Here is a 20133-nt window from a genome sequence, read left to right as displayed (position 1 = left end):
TCGGCCCGTCTCGCAGACCTGATCGCCTATGCTCGCGCCAGTGACATTCTTGCGATCGATACGTCATCAGCCGCCGGCGAAATGTACTGGCTAGGTGCCAGCCGCTCTGATCAACAGGTTTCCTATGACAAATAGCTCTTTACGAAGCGGTGTTCAAAAACGCTCAGATGAGGAAAAAGTGCGGCTTTGTGCCGCTAACAATGCCGACCTGTACCAGGCAATATTCCGTGCCCATGGATTGCCTGATCATCGAACCAGCGGATTCTGGTCAAGTGATGCAATCGCACCTCCATACTATTCCAACATGACAACACTCGACCCGGATGCAACAGGGGACCAGCTGATTGAAATCGATCGGCTGACAGATCGGCTAGGGCGGCGACCTGGGATCAAGGACGGCTTTTCCAAGCTAGATCTCAACAACAACGGCTTCCGGTTGCTGTTTTCCGCATCATGGATTTGGGCTGAACCTCAGAAAATTTCATCGAGTGCGCCTCACGGTTGGGCACACGTTCGCGATGCGGCGGCACTGGATCGCTGGGAATGTTCCTGGAAAGAGTCTGGTAGCCCGACCGATGCCAACGTCTTCACACCTGCGCTGCTTTCCGATCCCAACATGCATATCTATGGACGATTGACCGGCGGGGGCTTTGATGCGGGCTGCATCGTAAATCGATCGCCGGAGGCTGTAGGTATCTCCAATATCTTCAGCTTGAGTGGTACTCCGAAGGCCTTCCGGGATGCTATTTCGTTGGCCAGTATCGCGTTTTCACCCGGTTTGCCCCTTGTCGGATATGACAGTGGCGGAGCGCTGGACGAAATGAAGAAGCTAGGTTTCAAACCGGTCGGACAATTGCGAATCTGGCTATCTGGTGAGGGCGCATAAACACATCCCTTCCGTCGTTCATTCGCGTTGTTTGGCAGAAAACAACGCTTTGCCCTCCCTAAGCTTGCAGGAGCGCCAGCGCCGGCGACCACAGGACTGCAGGATGCCGAGCCGTCACTGCAAACAAGGCCGACAGGAAGTTCCACGCGGCCGCGTCATGGACCAGATGATGGGCGAGCACGCCGACGGGCTCGTCGCTGCCGGCAAACCGGTCGCGAAGTTCCGCCACCAGCTCGGCCACCAATTCCTCTTCGCCCCGTCCACCGCGCGTGCCATGCCAGTCGATAATATCGACATGGGTGTTGAGAAGCGGCACGGGGCCGACCTGCTTTGCCCGCCCATAGACCGAAAGCGCGGCGAATCCGAGCCCGGGCAGCGCCGGGACGAGTGCCGTGTCGATACGGTTCCATGGCGGCACCAATACCGGCACGAAGCGCGCCGGGTGCAGCCGCTTCAACAGCTGAAACCCTTCACGCAATTCGCCAAGTACGACCTCCGCCGGCCGCTCGCCACCGAGTTCCTGCTTCTTCCTCTCCGGCCTTGCATGGTTCGTGTGAGACCAGCCATGCACCGTGACCGCGATGTTTGCCTCCTCCGCCAGCCGCGCGGCAAGCGCTTCGCCGGTCAGGGCGGGAATGACCGCGAGCGTCAGCGGAACCTGACTGTCGCCTGTTAACGCCATCAACATCTCCAGTGCCGGCGTCGGCTCGGCGGCATCGTCATCCCGCAGCCAGAACCGCGCGACGCGGCCGGCGGCATGCCAGCGGTCGAGTTCCTGGCGCAAGGGCTCCCATGCGATGCTGTCGCTCATTACCTCACTCCTATTCCCACACTGTCTCGCAATATCCCATCCAGAACGTGCGCCGCCATCGCAAGCGACCGCTCTTCGAGCACAAACCGCCGCGCCGCCTGCCCCATGGCGTCACGTCTTTGCCTATCGTCAAGCAGGGCAGCCACGGCGCCCGCAAAGGCACCGACATCGCCATCCGGCGTCAGCAGACCGGTCACGCCAGCCTCGACCACCGCGGGCACTCCCGCCGTTTCCTGCGCAATAACGGGCAGGCCGGCGGCTTGGGCCTCCAGATAGGCAAGGCCATAGGCCTCGCCGCAGCCCGGCCAGACATAGATGCCGCCGTGTCCCAGCAATTGGGCAATCTCAACGGCATTCCGCTCGCCCAGCCATTCGACGCGGCCGGAAAGGCCGGCAAACAGCGCCTGCACCTCTTGCCGCATCGGACCATCGCCGATGACGGCAAGCGTCCAGGGCCGGTCTTCGATCAGCCGCAACGACTTTGCGAGCATCGCGTAGCTCTCCATCTTGTCGCCGGCCCGCATCATCGCGACCGTCATCAGCCGGCGCGGATCGGGCGCCGGTGATAGGCTCTCGAACAGCGCCGTGTCGATTAAGGGTTTCAGGCCGGCAAACCCGGCCGCTGGAAAGGCGGCTGCAAGACCTGCCCGGTCGCGCTCGGTGAAGCTGATATTGACCGCCGCCCGCATGATCGCCTCGCCGACCGGCTTTTGTATAGCGGCCCAGCCGGTCGCGTCGCGTTTTGCCGCATAGGAAGCTTCGGCGGTAACATAGGGAATGGCGAATTCGGCTGAGATAACAGGCCCGAAGGGGTCGGGCGATTTGTAATAGGGGTGGTAGCAGAACCAGAGTTCAGGTCGCGGCTCCGAACTCCATTTCAGCCGCAGCCGCGCCAGCTCGGCACGGATGGCCGATTCGAGTTCGGCTGCCGCCTCTGGCGTTGCGGCATAGGTGCGAAATTCGGAGGCGACGTCGACCTCATGCCCGGCAAGCTCCAGCGCCCGGATCAGCAGCCGCGCCATCAGCCGGTCGCCTGACGGTACCGGGTGGTTCGGCGATTTCATCGGCGCGTAGAAAGCCACCCTCATTGACACCTCACATAAGACAGACTGTTTACCTCAGCACTCGCGCCTATCCAAAAAAATTCCGCTAATGTGCCCTTCCTTAAAACTTGTGCATCAGCGTATGGAATGTGATCGCGATCGAAGCAATTCCGCCTCTTTCTCAATCTCTATGGGCCTGCGGTTATATCGACAAGAACGGGAATGAATGACGACGGTCTCGGCCACAGGGATTTTTTCGGAACGTGCGATCAGAAGGGCGAGGCTCGGTTCCGGCCTTGTCATTTTCATCTTCGTGCTGCTGCATTTGTCGAACCATGCGATCGGTCTGATTTCAGTCACGGCCGCAGATAATGTCGCTGACCTCTTCCTCGCGATCTGGCGCAATCCTGTCGGGACCGCCATCTTCTATTCGTCGGTTCTCATCCATATCGCACTGGTGCTGCGCGCCATCTACATGCGTCGCAGCCTCGTCATGCCAAAGGGGGAAATGGCGCAGATCGTGCTCGGCTTGCTGATCCCGCTGCTTCTCCTCGATCATGTCATCGGCACGCGCATCGCTCACGAGTTCTATGGCTACATCGATGACTACGACGCGGTCGTCAGCATGCTTTGGATCAGAAACCCGACGAACGGCCTGCGGCAGGGGTTCGCTGTCGTCGCCGTCTGGATCCACGGCTGTATCGGCATCCATTTCTGGCTGCGCTACCGCCCCTGGTATCCGCGTTTCGCGCCCCTCCTGCTGGCGCTTGCGATCCTCGTGCCGGTGCTGTCGCTGCTCGGCTTCATCGAAATGGGCCGCACGCTCGCCGATCCCTCCTATCGGCAGGCAATGACCATCAGCGCCTACAAGGAGGGCATCAACACCCATTACACCTCTAATCCGGAGGTTCACCGTCAGGTCGCCATGATCCGCGCCGGCCTCTACGGCGCCTTTTCGGCCTCGCTGCTGATCGTCGTCGTCGCCCGCACTCGGCGCAAGCTGAAGGAGAGGCTCAACCAGGTTGCCGTGCATTATCCGGGTGGCGAGGTGATCCGTGTGCCGCGCGGCTTCTCGGTGCTGGAAGCAAGCCGGCTCGGCGGCCTGCCGCATTACGCCGTCTGCGGCGGCAAGGGTCAATGCTCCACCTGCCGGGTGCAGATCCTTGGCGATTACGAAAACCTGCCGGCCCCCGACAAGATGGAACAGACGACGCTGAGGCGCATCAAGGCCGGCCCGGATGTCCGGCTCGCCTGCCAGCTTCGCCCGAGCGCCGACATCGCAGTCGCACAGCTTCTCGTGCCGGCAACCGAGGCAGCGCTTCCGGCCAACAGCCAGGAGACGAGCCCCGGCCGCGAGCGCGAAATCGCCGTGCTCTTCGTGGATATCCGCCATTTCACCACGCTGACGGAAACCCGCCTGCCCTTCGACGTCGTCTTCCTGCTGAACCGTTATTTCGCCATCATCGGCAAGGCTGTGGAGCAGGCCGGCGGGCGGCTCGACAAATTCATCGGCGATGGCGCCATGGCGCTGTTCGGCCTCAATGCCACGCCGGAGGAAGCCTGCCGCCAGGCGCTCAACGCGGCAGCTGCGATCGTCGCCGAAATCGAGAAACTCGCCGCCGAGCTCGCTGACGAACTGGTGCTGCCGCTGCGCATCGCGATCGGCATTCATACCGGCCCCGCGGTCGTCGGCACGATGGGATACGGCCGGGTTCGCAGCATGACCGCGATCGGCGATACCGTCAACGTTGCGAGCCGGCTCGAGAGTGCCGCCAAGGAATTCGAAGCGGCGATCGTGATTTCCGAGCCGGTGGCAAGTCTCTCCGGCGCCGATCTTTCCGGCATCGAAAGCCGTGAAATCAGCGTGCGTGGCCGGGCCTTGCCCTTGAAAGTTTACGTCATTCCGAGAGAAAAAGCGGCAGAACCGCTCGAAGGAAAAGACTGATGTCCGGCAGGCCCTGGCTGACCGCCAAATACTGGAAGCGCCGCCTGCGCAAGGCGCGCAATGCCGCGGCCTCGCGTTTCTTCAACACCCGCTTCGGCCGCCGCCTGCTGATCGAGAATATCGGCACGCGCGTCGTCTCGATGACGGTCGATGCGGGCGACCACCTGATGACCTTCTCACCTTCGGATTACATCGGCCGCAAGGTCTTCCGAAAGGGCCACTTCGAGCGTGAGGCCGTCGACCGGCTCATCGTCATCCTGCGCGAGCGCGGCCTCCTTAGAAAAGATGCGACGCTGCTCGAGATCGGCGGCAACATCGGCACCCAGACCGTCTACTTTGCCCTCAGCGGCGCTTATGCCCGGATCGTCAGCATCGAACCCGATCCGCGCAACTTCCCGCTGCTTGCCCTCAACATCCGCCAGAACCGGTTGGAGGAAAAAGTCCGGCTGGTCAATTGCGCCGCCGGCGAGAGCGAAGGCGAGATCGACTTTTTCCTCAACCTCGACAATCACGGCAAGAGCAGCGCCATCCGCCAAAGCCCGAGGGACAAGAAGATCAGCGTGCCGGTGAAGCCGGTTCCCGATATCCTTGCAGGCCTTTCGGTCGATCCGACCTCGATCGGCCTCGTCTGGATGGATATCGAGGGCTACGAGCCGGTCGCCTGCCGCTCGATGCAGCCGCTGCTTGCCCGCCGCGTGCCGCTCTACATGGAGTTTACGCCGCTCTTCTACGGCCCGGAGGGAACGAAGGCCTTCATATCGATGCTCTCTGGCTTCTATGAGGATTGCCTGGTCCTCTTCGAGGACCGCGAAGAGGAAATGAAGGTCTGCGACCTGCCGGGCGAGTTCGATCAGTACAACGTACTGTTCTTGCCCTAAAGCGCGTCTCGATCTCAGGTTCGACGGCCATTGCCGGGTTTGTGTCGATCGCCTCCCGCCGGTTTAAGCGACCTCTGCCGAAACCCCTTCATAGCTCTTGTTTGCCGCATTCTGCACCAAAGTAATGGCGATCGGCGGGATGAGGAAGCTCCAGAAGCCGAGCCAGATGATCGAGATCAACTGCCCTTTACTGCTCTCGCGCCCGCGATCGTTGAGGAGATCGCCAAGCGTCATCAGGAGAACCGGCAGACCGAGCGGCACGAAGATCGCGATCAGCATGGCGGCAAGCGGGGTGAGCAGGCGCTGCGAGGGTGCAGCTCCCGCGAGTTCGCCATGGATGCGATAGGACCAATAGGCAAGATAGATGACGGCGGCGATCGTGATGACGAGCACCAGGAAGGCGAGAAGCAGCGTGATCTCGAAGTAGCCGTTCGCTTGGAGACCATCGACCTGAAAACCATAGACGCCAAGAGTAAGGAGGAAGATCAGCACGGGTGGCGTGGTCAGGATCGCGGCGACCATGAGCGGCGATCGCTTTTGCGGCGCGATCGGCCTGTGGCGCTGACGCGGTGTGTCGTCGAAAGCCAAATGCTGCGCCGGCAGCAACAGGATGATGGCAATCACCAGACAGAAGAGGAACCCCAGGATGACAGGCAGCCCGCTCTGGTCGGCCTGATATAACCAGGAGACGCCGCTGGGTGCGAGGGCCGAGGTCAGGATCGTTGTCGACATCAGCGTGAACGCGCAGCCGAAATCGATCTTACCGGGCCGCCCGCCGACCAGGAATATAAAGATCGCCAGCGGAAAAACGGCCCGGACTGTGCCGAATAATAATCCGAACAGAAACAGAAAGACCGGCGAGGCCCAGAGCGTCGGCGCCGGCACGACGCTGACGGCGACAAGGGCGCAGGCGATCAGCGGCAGGATCAGCGCCGGCCGACCGTGGCGGCTGGCAACGACGAAGCCAGGAAGGCGCCGGTGATCCAGCCGGCATTGGAGCCGAGATAGAAGATCGCGACAGTCTGATAATCGCTCCCGGTCTCCCGCGCAATCAGCGGAAAGACCGTAGTGAGCCCTTGCCCGCCGACTGCGACAAGCAGCGAGGCAAGAAACAAGGCCCAATAACGATAAGTGCTGAGGAAATCGGCCAGCGTCCATTCGGCCTCGCTGGAAGGCTGAGAGGTGTTTTCCATCAATGAGACGGCTCCGTTCGAAATCATCACTCGTCGCCCCAATGGCGAACCGGTGAAATACTGGCCATGACGCAAATAGAAGCGCGGCGACGATTTTCGAGAGGCTTGGAGGCCAATCAATCGCGGGCTCTTCATTCGCGCCCCAACAAGGCGGATGCCGACAAGAGGAGAGGACCACGAACGGACATCTTCTGCCGAGCAGCCGGTCCGGCTAGCCGGCGGAGTACCCGCATCGACGCCTTGTGCAAGTTTGAAAAAAGCGGTTAGCTACCGCCGTTGGGGACGCTCATTCCTGCACAATCAACGATCATGAAACGATAGGTGCGCTGAGGCGGTCCGCATTTCGAGGGAAATCTCGTGCGCTGGTCTAAACCGCTCAGAGTGCATCTCGGCGTCCTGGTCGTAGCCTCGCTGCTCTGCACGTCGATGCCGATCATCTGGATGGCATTCAGGCAGGGAAGCGATGCTGCAGTGAATGCCGGCGCGCAGCAGATGCGCGAGATGAGCCTGCGGCTGATCGAGGGATACCGCAATACACTGCAGGGAGGCACCGAAGCGGTCGCACTGGCATCGACCGCGCCTCAGCTCGTTTCTGCGCCGCCTCAGGATATCGAGGCAAAACAGGAATTCTTTCTGGAAGTTCTGCGAAACGTCCCCGAGGCGACAAGTATCTACACCGGATATCCTGACGGTTCTTATCTGCAGGTCATCAACCTCGTGAGAGAGGATGTTCGCCAGACCCTCTCCGCGCCCGTTGGTTCGGCTTTCGCGGTCAGGACAATCGCCAGGAGAGAAAGCGCAGATGTCATCTCGACACTTCGTTTTCTCGACGGCCAGGCAAGACCGATCGGCGAGCGGAACGTTGAATACGCTTCCTTCGATCCGCGGCAACGCCCCTGGTATCAATCCGTCGTTCAGGATGGCGTTCCAGTCTCCGTCGGACCCTATGTGACCGGAACGCTCAATGTTCCCACGCTGACCATTGCAGCTCCGATGAAGGGTGACAGCCAGGTGGTCATCGGCATCAACATTCACCTGCAGACGATCGGCCGCCTGCTGGATGCGCAGGGAATTTCGCAGCATGCCCGCGCCTACATCATCGATGAAGGCGGCAATCTCGTCGCCCATTCCAACTCTCAGATCATGAGCAGGATCATCGGGTTGTGGGCGAGAACATCAGGCGCATTCGCCGCGACGGCAAACAGTTTCGACACGAGCCTTGAAACCGTGGCCAGGCTGCGGCGCGACCCCGCCTTCGCAAGCGGTGGCGCGGCACGATTCGATCTCGATGGCGCAAGCTACCTGGTACAGATGGCCCCCGTCAGTGTGTCCGGCCTGTTCCAGGGAAGCACGGCCGCAATCGTCGTGCCGCTGGACGACCTCGTGGCCGAGGCCAACCGGCTGCTCGTGCGCAATCTCCTGATTGCCAGCGTCCTCTTGATCGTGGGTGTAGCTGCATCGGTGGTGCTTTCCCGCATGGTCAGCCGCTCTCTCTATAGGCTCGCGGACGAGGCGCGCAGGATCGGCGATCTCGATGTCGGCGAGAAAGCCTTGGCGCATTCCTGGATATCGGAGATCAACACACTCGCAAGCGCGCTCTCGGCAAGCCGTCATGCCATCGGCCAGTTTGCCCTTTATGTGCCCCGAGAAGTGGTGCGGCGGATCGTCAGTCCTGAGGGGCGAACGGTCGTCAAGGCGAAGCGGCAGGATGTGACCGTGCTGTTCACCGATATCAGAGATTTCACAACCATATCCGAGCTCAATTCGCCTGAGGACGTGGTCGATACGCTGTCGGCCTATTTCGAACGGCTGAACACCATCGCCGAGCAGAATGGCGGAACCGTCGTCCAGTATCTCGGCGACTCCATTTTCGTCATGTGGAACGCTCCGGTTCCGGATATCGGGCATGTCGAGCACGGCTGCCGATGCGCGCTGGCGATGAAAGCGGCGATCGACGACTTGAACGAATTGAACTGTAAGAACAGCCGCCCCGCGCTCATCACCCGATTTGGTTTGCATACCGGCCCGGCGGTCGTCGGCAGTTTCGGCGCGATTTCGCGACAGCAGTACACGGCCATGGGCGATACGATCAATGTCGCGTCACGACTGGAGGGATTGAACAAGGAGTTTGGGACGTCGATCCTGGTGAGTGCGGCCGTTCATGATGCGGTGGGAGATCGGTTCGGGTTTCGGCCGCTGGGCCTCGTACAGGTCAAAGGGCGGGCTGAACAGGTGGATATTTGGGAGTTGATTGGGGAGGCCGGTTGTTAGCGTTATTCCGCAATTTCGACGTAAGTGAATCGCTGTGGCGAGCCAGACATAGACACTGTGATAGCCGTAGTCCCTGATCCCCCTTGGTCATCATAGCGATCAGTCGGAGCCTCCGACTTTTCTACCCTCATCTCTGTGCTTGTCAAAGAGATCCAGACTACCCAAGTCCTTGGGCAGTAAAGATTTTTTGCATCCCCCTGATGGCGGGTGAGTCAATTACCGCGCAGACGCGCGGTAGCTGGATTCACGTGACAAGCACAGGAGCGTGAGCGCCGAACTCCCTTCGCGCACTCACCCCCTAACCCATTTCTATCAAATGATCGTAGCAGCCTGAGTCACGCGGTTAATGAAACTTCGGCACGCATTCTACTTCATCAGGCTGACCAGAGCGACCTCCTGTAACGAGCTTCATCTCCAACATTGGGCAGGAGCCATCTCCGACAATGACCTGTTGTCCTGGCCTGAGCTCGCCCTTATTCGGCACCTTATCAACGACAGAGAGGCCGCAACCGGCTAGCGCAGACAAAGATAATATAAACAGCGTCTTACGCTTCATTACGTTCCCTCACGTTGTCTATAGTCTGCGCGTTATCGATCTGAAGACAGCCACTCTGAAAGTCGGAAAAACCAGGCAGCAAGCAGCTTCACCCAGGTAGCGGCCGTGAGGCACGCGAGAACCACCAATGTGATCATCCAAGCAATTCCGTAGACCCATACGCATGAAGTATCTCCTTGAGCGCATAGATCACCGAAGACGAAATAGGCGTATACCGCATATATCGCAGCAGGATACAGAATGCTCAGAGCGATGAGGCGGCCAATCGTGGGCAATTCACTCCGCCTCAAATCAGCCTCTTCGCGTCCGTCCGCGCATACTCATGATACTTGTTCTCGCGCAGCGTGCCGAAAAGCTTGAGGCTCTCCAGATGCTCGCGCTGGGCGCGGTAGAATTCGTTGAGGAAGACCATCTCCTGGCCTGATTTCACGGCATCTTCGTAGCGGATCTTTTTGGTGATCGTCCGCACGATCTTGACGATTTCTTCGTTGTTGAACTTCTTCGTGGAGTCACGCAGCACGTCTTCCAGCGTCTGCAGCTCATATTTGCCGTAGACATCGAGATGTTCCGGCAGGAAATCGAAGGCGGGCTGCGCAGATGCGGCGGCAGGCGCAGACAGAGCGAGGTCGGAGAGCAGCACGGAGCGCGGATTGTCGACGACAAGGGTGCCGGCGATGATGTCGCCAAGCCGTTGCCGGCGCCGGTTGGTGAAGGGAACGACCACGACCACCAGGAGCCAGAGGCTTGTCAGACCGTTTTCCCAGGCCGATTGAGCGCCGACCGAAGCCAAAAGGCTCATCGGGGCGAAAATCTCCACCTCCTTCATCAGGTTGCGCGCGGTCACCTGGTGCGGCGTGAGCCGTCGTCCGTCCATGTTGATGACGCGGATGCCCGTGATCCTCTTTCCGGGCGTGCGGCCGTTCCAGATGAGCTCCGAGAGAATGTAATAAGGGGTCTGCACCAGAAAACCAATCAGCACCATCAGCATCCCCTGGGCGCTCGCAGGCAGCACACCGGTAAAGACGATTGCGAAGGCAATGATGAAGATGGCGATCGTCGTGAAGAGGATGTCGAGGAATTGCGCGCCGAAACGTGTTCCGAGCGAAGCAATGGCGAAAGTGATCGGGACGCCTTCCGGCGGGATGAACTCCCCGGCGCGCTTGCCGTCCTTGGCCGACTGGTTCATCGCACGGCCTCACGTGACGCTTTGCTTTCGCGGCCGCCAAGCGTCAGCCAGGCGATCCAGAAGAGACCGACGCCCCAGCCGATGATCAGGCGCGAGGTTGGATCCTGTATCAGCTGGCGAAGGAACCCTTCGATGAAGGCTGCGACGACGAGCATGAGTGCTGCGAGGATCGCGAGCTTGACGGCATCATGGGCCTGGTGGCGCAAGGCTTCCTTTCGCGTCCGCGCACCCGGAAGCAGAACGGCAAGTCCGAGCCTTGCGCCGCCGGCGCAAGCGATGGCGATTGCCGCAAGTTCGGTGACACCGTGGATCGAGAGCCAGGCGAAGACGTCGTAACCGAGCCCCTTGCGAGCAAACATCGCGAAAAATGCGCCGAGGATCAGACCGTTGTAAAAGGTCAGAATGAAGCTCGGCACCGACACGAAAACGCCGAGCGTGAAGATCAGCACGACGATGCTGGTATTGTGGGAAAAGAGGAACGCGGAAAATGCGGCCAGCTGGTCGCTGTCATGTTGCCCTTCGTCGCCATAGATGGTCGAGCGCAGGTAATCGGCCGACGCGTCCGGCGTGCGCTGATCGGCCATTTCTGGGGGCACAAACGTATAGAACCAGCTCGGGTCGTTTTCGTAGAGCCTGTATCCGGCGGCCGCCCCGAGGATGAGCGCCAGGAAGCCGATGAATAGAGGCAGGGCCGAGCGGCGCACCGCCTGCGGAATACCTCGGGTCAGCAGGCGGGTCGTCAGCCCGCCCAGACTTTCCTGCGGGGCATAGACGACGAGATAAGCCCGGGCGCACAGGCTTTCCAGATAGGCGATCAGGGCGCGATCGAGAGAAATGTCGCGCGCCACGCTCAGCGAATTCATCGCCTGCCTGTAGCCGCTGGCGAGATTGCGGACCTCATCATAGCCAAGCGCAGCAGTGCCGCCTCGCTCGGCACGCGTCACGAGTATGTCCAGCTGGCGCCAGTGCGCCTCGCGCTCCACCCGGAAGCGCGCCGAACGCAGCATATCATTCTGGACAGCGCCGGCATTGGCCGTCGCGCCCCGATCTATCCTGCCGTCGATACCGATATCCATCATATCATCTCACGGGATTTGATTTCGATGTAGCGTGCAATGAGATCCGAGGTCAGCGCTTCCGGTGTGCTGTCGAGACAAAGTACGCCGAGGCGCGCGAGCTTTTCCATGACGGCGCGCCGCTCATGAAGGATCTGACGGGCTGCAACGGAGCGAGCAACGGCGTCGAGCGTCGTCTCTTCGGGTTCCACAAACTTCGCCAGCATGGGATCGCGCAAGGCGACGTAGACGATGAAATGATGCCGGGCGAGCACCTGTATGTTCTCGATCATCAGCTCCGCCGTAATGGTGTCGACGAAATCGGAGAATATCACGATCAGCGAACGCCGCTTCAGGCGTCCCGACAGATGCGTCAGCCCCAGCGTATGGTTGGTCTCCTGGGTTTCATAGCGCAAGCCGGCGCACACCGTCTGCAGTCGCGGAAAGGCCGATCGGCCAGGCAGGGCCGGCACGAACAGGCGTGGGCGGCTGTCGAAACTGTAGAAGCCGACGAGATCGCCAGCAAGCCCCGCACCCCAGCACATGGCGAGCGCCGCGTTGATCGCGCGGTCGAGCTTGGTGAAGCCGGCGAGCTGCTCGGCCATCAGCCGTCCGGAATCGATGCATAGGATGACCTGGTGGTTTCGTTCGGCCCGCATCTCGCGCACGACAAGACTGCGCATTCGCGCCGACCGTTTCCAATCGATGCTGCGCGGATCCATGCCGCTGGCAAATTCCCTGAGCTGATGGAATTCCGATCCCTCGCCGCGCAGCCGCAAATCCTTCTGGCCGGCTTCGAGCGGCAGGATTTGGGTTCTTATCGCCCCTGACAGCACCGGCGATATGTCGGGCTGAACGGCGATCTCTTTTCCCACTTGCATGCGGGCAATGATGTCGAGCAACTTCAATCGCGATGGCCACTTCAGCCACAGTTCATTGACCGCAAATTGCCCCCGTCGTGTCAGGTGAAGGTCCAGAGAGGACTTGGCCTGTTTTCCCTCGGCGTCCGATGCCTGGTTCAGCCATCTGATTTCGCCGACGACGAGTTCGGGCGAGCAATCGAGCCGGATGTCGATCTTGTCAGGCAGCGCGTTCTTCTGTGGCCACATGCCGACGGTGAAGGCGGCGGTGTGGCCGACGAAACCTTGCGGCGGCAGATCGAATTCGAGCGTCATCCGGCCCGACAGTCGGGAAATGACCAGATCGGCGACCGTCAGCGCTGCGAGCGCAAGCCACATGAGAAGCAGGACATAGCTCACGTCGCGCCACCACACGCTGACGAAGACCGTCACCGCAGCCGAAATCAGAACGAGCGCGATCAGATATGAGGATGGCCGCATTTAACGGGGCGCATCCACGCGGTTCTTGATGTTGCGGAGCACCTCGTCCGGCGTGCGGCCGTCGATTTCGGCCGACGGCGAAAGAACGATGCGATGACGGAGGGCAGGCACCAGCAATGCCTGGACATCGTCAGGCAAACCGTAATCCCGGCCCTCGAACGCCGCCCTTACGCGCACTGCCGAGGCAAGAGCGTCGGCAGCGCGCGTCGACGCGCCATAGAGAATATCGGGATCGGAGCGCGTGGCGCGAACGAGATCGACGATATAGGTCAAGATTGTTTCATCAAGATGGATCGCATCGATCAAAGCGCGTCCGGCGGCGAGCGTGGCGCTGGTGACGAGCGGCCGTATGCCGGCATTGCGGGCATCCGATTTCAGCGCCTGGCTGGCATGCCTGGAGAGAATGGCGATTTCCGTATCGCGGTCGGGAAAATCAACGATGAGCTTGAACAGAAAGCGATCGAGCTGTGCTTCCGGCAAGGGATAGGTGCCCTGCTGCTCGATCGGGTTCTGCGTGGCGAGCACGAAGAAATTCGACCCGAGCGAATAATCGGTTCCGTCGATCGTCACCATCCGCTCGTTCATGGCCTGCAGCAGAGCCGATTGCGTCTTCGGCGGGGCTCGGTTGATCTCGTCGGCAAGAAGAATATCGGTAAAGACTGGGCCCTTGGTCAGGTGGAACTGATTGTTCTGGAAATTGAAGAGATTGACGCCCAGGACATCGCCGGGCATCAGATCGGGGGTGAACTGAATGCGACGATATTCCAGCGCCATGGCAGCGGAAACCGAGCGGGCGAGCAAGGTCTTTGCCGTGCCCGGAGGACCTTCGACGAGGCAGTGCCCGCCGGCAAAGATCGAGATCAGGACGAGATCGATGATCGCATCCTGCCCCTGCACCGCTTTGCCGATCTCGCCACGAACAGTGGCAATAAGATTGCGAAATTCACCTAGATCCAAGGTCAACGCTCCCGAGCGACTTTCTAAATATTTCAAGATTGCGGTGCAGATCCGCCCGCGTCATCAGATGTCCACGATCGATCAGCGCCTGCGCCGACGAATGCAATGCCTGCGCTGCCGCCTGATCACGGCGCGCCAGGCGTTTGAACAGCCGCTCTATACCTGCCTCGTTTCCGCCTCCGGGGCCGAAAAAAAGTTGCGCTTTGTCGGCGAGCAGATGGAGCACGAACTGCCCCGTCATCCGGCCATCATTGCCCGACAGGCGCAGCAGACGCGCCGTGGCTTCGATCGCAGCGGTCTTCGACATTTCGATGTTTGCGGATGCCTCACGCCTGGGCGGGCCGAAGCGATAGGCGCCGCGCCAGAAGCAGATCGCCGCGACGAGGATGAGCGTTCCCCAGATAACTGATAGGGGATAGGCGAAGAACCGCTTCAGATCGGAGGCGGAGCGCTCATAGCTGCGGCCCTCGTCAATCGATTTCTTGCCATCCAGAGGCTCCCCTGATGTATCCAGATAGACCGGCCGGGTTTCGCCCGCCTTGCGCAACAGTGTGACGAGCGACACCGCAAAGGAGGCGTTATCGGCGAGAGCCAGCCCATGATTGTTCAACAGGTCGGGATCCGACAGCAGATAGACGTTGGGGTCGTCCTGGCTACGCAGAAGCAGCGCTCCCAATGGCGTGCCTGCGAGTTCCTCCCAGCGGCCTGGGAGGCTCGACCGCTCGAAAGTTTGTGCCTGATAGAGGGCGATCTTGATTGGCTGGCCCGTTTTCACGCGCATCTCAGCCTCTTCAAAACCCGCCTCGCTACGGGCGAAGCCAAAATCCGAATAGCCGATTCTGCCGAGTTCGCCACTGATATCGCTGAGATCAACCAGTCCCGATTTGCTGGCAACACCCTCCGTTGACACGCTGCCGCGCCATTTCGGCAAAATGATCAGTGTCGGCAGCGCATAGCGGTTTGACTCCCGGACCGGGCTTTCCGGGCCTATTTCACCCGTTTCCTTGTTTGCACCAGGTGCGGCAGCCTCGCCTTGGCGGATCGACAAGGGAATGATGCGCAGCGAGATTTCCGAACGCGCTCGAGCGATATGGGGGTCCGATCGGACGACAGGGATACCCTTGGCTTGCAGCCACAACTCCAACCCCTTGTTGCCGAGGGGCGAGCGATCGTAGTCGCTGCCACGCGACAGCGCAAAGATTGCCAGCGCCGCCAGCACGAGCAGCAGCCCCAGAAACAGAAGCGGAGGGGAGCTACGCATGGGCCAACCTGCCTACAGACAGCACGTTGCGCGCCGCCCCGAGAATGACGCCGAAATGGCTATCCGTCACCGTTCGGCCGCCGTAGTGAACGAGTTCCACTGCGGCCAACAGATTTTCGAGGCGATCGCGGTCGGGCATGGTTTCCGGCAGGCGGGCAAAAACGGCGCGCTCCGTATCCGAACGGTAAAGGCGCGTTCCCGTAATGTCGGCGGCGTGCAGCAGGCAGTGCCTCAGCAGCAGCACAAGCGCCTGCCTTCGATCCGCCATGGCGGCAATGCGCTGCAGGAAATCGCTGGGCTTCTCCTCGCCCTCGGCTGCCGACGTGCGCCAGCTTTCCGGCGCCTCTCCGTGGCGCCGCTTGATGTCGCGCGGAGCCGATGAGAGCAGAACACCGCTGTTTCCGAAGTGCAACCACGCTGCGACGGCGAGGATGAGGCCGACAAATACGATGACGACCGCCAGGGGGCCGGAGATGACCGCTTCCCGCGGGATCGTCAGCGGCTCGCGCTGGGGCGATGACGAAGACGTCGTATTCGATGTATTCGAGGCCGGTTCGGCTTTTGCCGAGGCGTCGCCATAGACGAGCGTACAGCGCAATCCGTTCTGCAGGCATTGTGCGGAATAATCGACCCCGGCGGCGCTCTTTTGATACCCGCCGCCCTCGACCTGTCTGGTATCACTGTCCTGCGCCTGCGCAAGCGGGGCTTGAGCCGAGGCAGCAAGCAACAGAGCCGCCAGCAGGCCGAGATTGCGGACGGTCATGCTCTAGGCAAAGACCTCTGCTCTTGCTTCGGGACGCAGCGGATCCGGGCCGAACTTGTTCGGACCTTCCGTGCCCTTCATCGTGGAAAGAACCGCAACTGCGATGCCCGTAGCGCGACCGATATAGGGAATCGCGCCCCCCAAAATGATCACTGCGAGATACCACCAACCGGACATGTTGCGATCATGAAAGCGGCGAACCTGAAGGGATAGGATCGGCAAAGCCAATGCAAGCGCCAACAATCCGCCGATGCCCCCGAAAATAAAAATCACCGGCGAAGATTCATCCTGATTAACGGAAAAAGCGCCGCTCAAAGCGGCCAAAATTGCAAGTATGATCGCTATAGACAGATAGAATAGCTGAAACCACCAATACTCCGAGCGGGAGGCCCTCCCGGAAAAGGTTGCATATTTCTTCGTTAGAACTGTTCGAACCGCTTCAGTAAACCCCATATCAATCCCCTCATTTCTGCTTGCTGCAGCACGGCGGACTCAACATCGCCTTGCCACGATAGTTACTTCGTTGAAAAACAGCTACAATTCAAACGCATAAATTGCAATAAGCCGCCACTTCAAAAGCTCGATCCAATCGAGCCGACGGTAGCGCCCATCAGTGCGCAGGCGAGGCTTAGGGTCCGGGGTTCTTCCGGACATAACTGATAAGTCTCCCGACGATAGGAGTGGACGCTTATTTCCTCCGATAGAGGAAATAACGCCCTTCCTTGATCCCTTCCGGCAGCGGTAGCGCCACCAGCTCGGCATGCTCCAGCGGCAGGCCGCTGACGGCGATGCCGTTGTGGGCGAGCACGCCCGCCATCAGTTGCGGCAGCCAGGTCAGCGTCACCGCGTCGATCTCATCGTGGCCGGTGCCGATATCGGCATGGGCAAGGGCTGCGCCGATGCCGAGGAAGGCCTGGCCGGATTCGCGGATGTTGCCGGTCACCATGTCCTGTGCCTCCGGTGTCGAGGCTGAATAGGAGCGGACCTCCCAGTCGAAGGCGACGATGCGCCGACCAGGAAACTGTTCGCGCAGGTGATCGTAGGTGCGGCCGTTGCCAAGGCCGAACTCCAGCACCGGGCCCTCGATTTCTTCAACCAGATCGACGATCGAGTTCAGAATGTCACGTTGGGCCGTCAACCGGCGAATGAAGCTGTCGAGGCGGCTCATCTATTCCGTATCCGTCATGAAATCGTGAGGCGGTGCTAACACATGAAACCTTGCCAAGTCGATTGCCGTAAATGGGAAATGGCGTTGCAGTAGCAACATGGGTCTGTGCTAAGCTGGATGACATGGAAACCGTGACCGACGAAGAGTTCTTTGCCGCCGTGCCGCTGTTCAGCGCATTCGAGGGCGTGACCGATGCCGCCAACTATCGGCCGCTCCCTGACGGATGGGTGCTGGCACTTGCCGATATCGTCGGCTCGACGCCGGCGATCGCCAGTGGCCGCTACAAGGACGTCAACATGGCGGGGGCCAGCGTCATATCAGCTGTCTTGAATGCCGTCGGCAAGGGCGACTATCCCTTCGTCTTCGGCGGCGACGGCGCGCTGATCGCGCTTCCCGGTTCGCTGGAGAAGGCAGCGCGTGATGCGCTTGCGGCCGTGCAAGTCTGGGTCGAGGAAGATCTGAACCTGACGTTGCGCATCGCCATCGTACCGGTCGCCGACACTCGCGCCGAAGGCCTCGACGTCCGTGTTGCACGTTACTCCGCCAGCCCCTATGTCACCTATGCGATGTTCTGGGGCGGCGGCACCAGTTGGGCCGAAAGGCAGATGAAGCTCGGCCATTACGGCGTTGCCCGCGCGCCGGCTGGCACGCGTCCTGATCTCACCGGCCTCTCCTGCCGCTGGAGCCCGATCGAGGCGCGTAACGGCGAGATCGTCTCGATCATCGCCGTTCCCGGCGAAGGCCGGCCGGGCGAAGAATTCCGCGACCTCGTCAATGGCATCGTCGCCATCACCACCGAGCAGAACCGGGACAGCCATCCGGTGCCGGCTGACGGTCCGAACCTTGCCTTCTCGCTGCACGGAATCAACCGCGAGGCCAAAGCCACCGCGCCGGCAGGCCGGCGATTGCGGCAGAAGCTCTTCATCTTCCTGCAGCTCGGCCTCACGGTCCTGCTCCACAAGCTCGGCATTCCGCTCGGCAAGTTCGACGCCCGCCGCTATAAACGCGACGTCGCCGGCAATTCCGATTTCCGCAAGTTCGACGACGGGCTGAAGATGACGGTCGACGTCGACGCCGAACATCTGAAACGGATCGAGACGCTGCTGGAAGGGGCACGCGCCAGGGGCATCGCTCGCTACGGCCTGCACCGGCAGGCCTCGGCGCTGATGACCTGCTTCGTGCCGACGCCGATTTCGCGCGACCATATGCATTTCATCGACGGTGCTTCAGGCGGTTATGCCGTGGCGGCAAGCCGGATGACCGGCAAATCGCTTTCGGCTGTTTCTGTCACGCCTTGATGACGTGACCGGCCGAAAGACCGAGCCGGTTGAAAACGTTGCGCGTGTCGACGATCAGCGCGGCGCTTTTCGCAAGCGCCGCATAATCCACGCTGTCATGGTCGGTCGCGACCAGCACCGCATCGTAGCCGGCAATGGCATCAGGCGTCAGCGCCACCGATTTGCGCCCCCTCAGCGCCTGGTATTCGCGCGTCGGCGGGATCTCGGCGACGAAGGGATCATGATAATCCGCCCGCCCGCCGCGCTCCTCGATGATCTCGATCAGCCGCAGCGACGGGCTCTCTCTTATATCGGCGACGTTCTTCTTGTAGGCAAGCCCGAGCACCAGCACCCGGCTGCGGCTTAGCGCCTTGCCGGCGCGGATATCGAGCGCCTCGGCGAGCTTGCCGACGACATAACGCGGCATCGCCGAATTGATCTCGCCCGCCAACTCGATGAAGCGGGTGGGCAGCTCATATTCGCGCGATTTCCAGGTGAGGTAGAAGGGGTCGATCGGGATGCAATGGCCGCCGAGGCCAGGGCCGGGATAGAAGGGCATGTAGCCGAAGGGCTTGGTCTTGGCCGCATCGATCACTTCCCAGACGTCGATGCCCATCGCCGCGTAGACGGTCTTCAGCTCGTTGACGAGCGCGATATTGACCGAGCGGAAGATGTTTTCCGTCAGCTTCACCGCTTCGGCCGTCGCATTGGAGGATACCGGAACGACCGTCGATACCGCCGCGCCATAGAAGGCCTTCATCAGCGCCAGCGCCGCCGCGCCGTCGCCTGCGACGACCTTCGGGATGGTGGCGGTATGATAGTGCTGATTACCCGGATCTTCGCGCTCCGGCGAGAAACCGACGAAGAAATCCGAGCCGGACCTCAGCCCGGTGCCTTCGAGAATGACCTTGACCACGTCGTCGGTCGTGCCGGGATAGGTGGTCGATTCCAGCACGACGAGCTGACCGGGGCGCAAGTGCGCGGCAATCGAGCGTGACGTCGCTTCGACGAAGGAAAGATCGGGATCGCGATGCTTGGTGAGCGGCGTCGGCACGCAGATGATGATGACATCGCAATCGGCAAGGCCGGCGAAATCGGTCGTTGCCTCGAAGCGGCCCGCATCGATCTCGGCGGAAAGCGCCTCATCACTCACCGCGTCGATATAGGAACGGCGGCCATCGAGAGCCACCATCTTGCCGGGATCGATGTCGAAGCCGGTGACCGCAAAGCCGCTACGCGCCACCGCAATCGCCAACGGCAGACCGACGTAGCCGAGCCCGATGACGCCGGCACGCGCCGTGCGGGTTTCGATCTTCTTAGAGAGCGTATCGAAGGAAGGGCTGGCCAAGGGCGGGATCTTTCAAAACGGGGAAATTTCAGGAAGCTGATCTAGTGCATGATCGCAACAAATTAAACCCGGGCGCGGACCCTATCCGCGCGGGAGAGCAGAAAGCGGCACAGCGTCAGCCTTATGATGTTTAGCCGGGTGTGGCGGAAATGACTCGGCCGCCGCGTTTGCTGCAACGCCGGAGCACAAAAAAAT

17 protein-coding genes and 1 pseudogene are annotated in these 20133 nt (G+C 60.8%); 5 read left to right on the top strand and 13 right to left on the bottom strand.

Translation table 11 applies throughout. From position 1 onward, the window contains the following. The first annotated feature begins 124 nt into the window (after positions 1-124). Complete coding sequence (locus tag EFQ99_RS02280) at positions 125-886, top strand: hypothetical protein (RefSeq protein WP_126919034.1); 762 nt, start codon at positions 125-127, stop codon at positions 884-886. 58 nt (positions 887-944) lie between these two features. On the opposite strand, the gene EFQ99_RS02275 is transcribed toward EFQ99_RS02280, so the two are convergent. Next, entirely contained in the window at positions 945-1697 is a 753-nt protein-coding gene (locus tag EFQ99_RS02275) for a polysaccharide deacetylase family protein (RefSeq protein WP_126919033.1), read from the bottom strand. After that, on the bottom strand, positions 1697-2785 hold the full coding sequence (locus EFQ99_RS02270; RefSeq protein ID WP_126919032.1) for a glycosyltransferase family 4 protein: 1089 nt from the start codon (positions 2783-2785) through the stop codon (positions 1697-1699). The genes EFQ99_RS02275 and EFQ99_RS02270 overlap by 1 nt, the downstream gene beginning before the upstream one ends. 181 nt (positions 2786-2966) lie before the next feature. Here EFQ99_RS02270 and EFQ99_RS02265 point away from each other — a divergent pair, with 181 nt between their 5' ends. Both EFQ99_RS02265 and EFQ99_RS02260 read left to right on the top strand, forming a co-directional pair. Then, positions 2967-4685, top strand: a complete 1719-nt coding sequence (locus EFQ99_RS02265) for an adenylate/guanylate cyclase domain-containing protein (protein WP_126919031.1) — start codon at positions 2967-2969, stop codon at positions 4683-4685. Continuing rightward, the gene (locus EFQ99_RS02260; RefSeq protein ID WP_126919030.1) at positions 4685-5563 is read left to right on the top strand and encodes an FkbM family methyltransferase; all 879 of its coding nucleotides are present in this window, start codon (positions 4685-4687) and stop codon (positions 5561-5563) included. Before EFQ99_RS02265 ends, EFQ99_RS02260 begins: the two co-directional genes overlap by 1 nt. A 63-nt stretch (positions 5564-5626) precedes the next feature. Here the strand turns inward: EFQ99_RS02260 and EFQ99_RS02255 are convergent. Further along, positions 5627-6756, bottom strand: a pseudogene (locus EFQ99_RS02255) (hypothetical protein). A gap of 357 nt (positions 6757-7113) precedes the next feature. On the opposite strand from EFQ99_RS02255, the gene EFQ99_RS02250 reads away from it, so the two are divergent. Further along, the gene (locus EFQ99_RS02250; RefSeq protein WP_126919029.1) at positions 7114-9027 is read left to right on the top strand and encodes an adenylate/guanylate cyclase domain-containing protein; all 1914 of its coding nucleotides are present in this window, start codon (positions 7114-7116) and stop codon (positions 9025-9027) included. Between the two features lie 343 nt (positions 9028-9370). On the opposite strand, the gene EFQ99_RS36265 is transcribed toward EFQ99_RS02250, so the two are convergent. The 9 genes from EFQ99_RS36265 to EFQ99_RS02210 form a co-directional block, all read right to left on the bottom strand. Further along, positions 9371-9583 carry a DUF6719 family protein gene (locus tag EFQ99_RS36265; RefSeq protein WP_425376260.1) on the bottom strand — a complete coding sequence of 71 codons (213 nt, stop codon included), beginning with the start codon at positions 9581-9583 and terminating at the stop codon, positions 9371-9373. Between the two features lie 286 nt (positions 9584-9869). Continuing rightward, positions 9870-10769, bottom strand: a complete 900-nt coding sequence (locus EFQ99_RS02245) for an RDD family protein (protein WP_126919028.1) — start codon at positions 10767-10769, stop codon at positions 9870-9872. After that, the gene (locus EFQ99_RS02240; RefSeq protein ID WP_126919575.1) at positions 10766-11845 is read right to left on the bottom strand and encodes a stage II sporulation protein M; all 1080 of its coding nucleotides are present in this window, start codon (positions 11843-11845) and stop codon (positions 10766-10768) included. The genes EFQ99_RS02245 and EFQ99_RS02240 overlap by 4 nt, the downstream gene beginning before the upstream one ends. After that, entirely contained in the window at positions 11845-13164 is a 1320-nt protein-coding gene (locus tag EFQ99_RS02235; RefSeq protein WP_126919027.1) for a DUF58 domain-containing protein, read from the bottom strand. The genes EFQ99_RS02240 and EFQ99_RS02235 overlap by 1 nt, the downstream gene beginning before the upstream one ends. After that, the gene (locus EFQ99_RS02230; RefSeq protein WP_126919026.1) at positions 13165-14121 is read right to left on the bottom strand and encodes an AAA family ATPase; all 957 of its coding nucleotides are present in this window, start codon (positions 14119-14121) and stop codon (positions 13165-13167) included. Beyond that, complete coding sequence (locus tag EFQ99_RS02225; RefSeq protein WP_126919025.1) at positions 14108-15382, bottom strand: hypothetical protein; 1275 nt, start codon at positions 15380-15382, stop codon at positions 14108-14110. Before EFQ99_RS02225 ends, EFQ99_RS02230 begins: the two co-directional genes overlap by 14 nt. Next, positions 15375-16145, bottom strand: coding sequence for a DUF4129 domain-containing protein (locus EFQ99_RS02220; protein ID WP_126919024.1), 771 nt, complete (start codon positions 16143-16145; stop codon positions 15375-15377). The genes EFQ99_RS02225 and EFQ99_RS02220 overlap by 8 nt, the downstream gene beginning before the upstream one ends. Positions 16146-16148: 3 nt before the next feature. After that, on the bottom strand, positions 16149-16598 hold the full coding sequence (locus tag EFQ99_RS02215; RefSeq protein ID WP_126919023.1) for a DUF805 domain-containing protein: 450 nt from the start codon (positions 16596-16598) through the stop codon (positions 16149-16151). Positions 16599-16833: 235 nt separating this feature from the next. Then, complete coding sequence (locus EFQ99_RS02210) at positions 16834-17313, bottom strand: class I SAM-dependent methyltransferase (protein WP_126919022.1); 480 nt, start codon at positions 17311-17313, stop codon at positions 16834-16836. A 122-nt stretch (positions 17314-17435) separates the two neighbouring features. Here EFQ99_RS02210 and EFQ99_RS02205 point away from each other — a divergent pair, with 122 nt between their 5' ends. Then, the gene (locus EFQ99_RS02205) at positions 17436-18611 is read left to right on the top strand and encodes a DUF3095 domain-containing protein (protein WP_126919021.1); all 1176 of its coding nucleotides are present in this window, start codon (positions 17436-17438) and stop codon (positions 18609-18611) included. Here the strand turns inward: EFQ99_RS02205 and EFQ99_RS02200 are convergent. Beyond that, entirely contained in the window at positions 18601-19938 is a 1338-nt protein-coding gene (locus EFQ99_RS02200; protein ID WP_126919020.1) for a nucleotide sugar dehydrogenase, read from the bottom strand. The two genes, EFQ99_RS02205 and EFQ99_RS02200, sit on opposite strands and share 11 nt — an antisense overlap. Between the last annotated feature and the right edge of the window lie 195 nt (positions 19939-20133).

Source organism: Rhizobium vallis, from assembly GCF_003985155.1.
Lineage (GTDB): Bacteria > Pseudomonadota > Alphaproteobacteria > Rhizobiales > Rhizobiaceae > Rhizobium > Rhizobium vallis.
The sequence above is the reverse complement of the archived record's forward strand: the minus strand, read 5'-3'. Positions and strand labels throughout refer to the sequence as shown.

Coding starts and splice junctions, on each gene's coding strand:
- EFQ99_RS02275 (WP_126919033.1), bottom strand. CDS start 1,697: ATGAGCGACAGCATCGCATGGGAGCCCTTGCGCCAGGAACTCGACCGC.
- EFQ99_RS02225 (WP_126919025.1), bottom strand. CDS start 15,382: ATGCGTAGCTCCCCTCCGCTTCTGTTTCTGGGGCTGCTGCTCGTGCTG.
- EFQ99_RS02240 (WP_126919575.1), bottom strand. CDS start 11,845: ATGGATATCGGTATCGACGGCAGGATAGATCGGGGCGCGACGGCCAAT.
- EFQ99_RS02280 (WP_126919034.1), top strand. CDS start 125: ATGACAAATAGCTCTTTACGAAGCGGTGTTCAAAAACGCTCAGATGAG.
- EFQ99_RS02270 (WP_126919032.1), bottom strand. CDS start 2,785: ATGAGGGTGGCTTTCTACGCGCCGATGAAATCGCCGAACCACCCGGTA.
- EFQ99_RS02220 (WP_126919024.1), bottom strand. CDS start 16,145: ATGACCGTCCGCAATCTCGGCCTGCTGGCGGCTCTGTTGCTTGCTGCC.
- EFQ99_RS36265 (WP_425376260.1), bottom strand. CDS start 9,583: ATGAAGCGTAAGACGCTGTTTATATTATCTTTGTCTGCGCTAGCCGGT.
- EFQ99_RS02215 (WP_126919023.1), bottom strand. CDS start 16,598: ATGGGGTTTACTGAAGCGGTTCGAACAGTTCTAACGAAGAAATATGCA.
- EFQ99_RS02260 (WP_126919030.1), top strand. CDS start 4,685: ATGTCCGGCAGGCCCTGGCTGACCGCCAAATACTGGAAGCGCCGCCTG.
- EFQ99_RS02265 (WP_126919031.1), top strand. CDS start 2,967: ATGACGACGGTCTCGGCCACAGGGATTTTTTCGGAACGTGCGATCAGA.
- EFQ99_RS02245 (WP_126919028.1), bottom strand. CDS start 10,769: ATGAACCAGTCGGCCAAGGACGGCAAGCGCGCCGGGGAGTTCATCCCG.
- EFQ99_RS02235 (WP_126919027.1), bottom strand. CDS start 13,164: ATGCGGCCATCCTCATATCTGATCGCGCTCGTTCTGATTTCGGCTGCG.
- EFQ99_RS02210 (WP_126919022.1), bottom strand. CDS start 17,313: ATGAGCCGCCTCGACAGCTTCATTCGCCGGTTGACGGCCCAACGTGAC.
- EFQ99_RS02205 (WP_126919021.1), top strand. CDS start 17,436: ATGGAAACCGTGACCGACGAAGAGTTCTTTGCCGCCGTGCCGCTGTTC.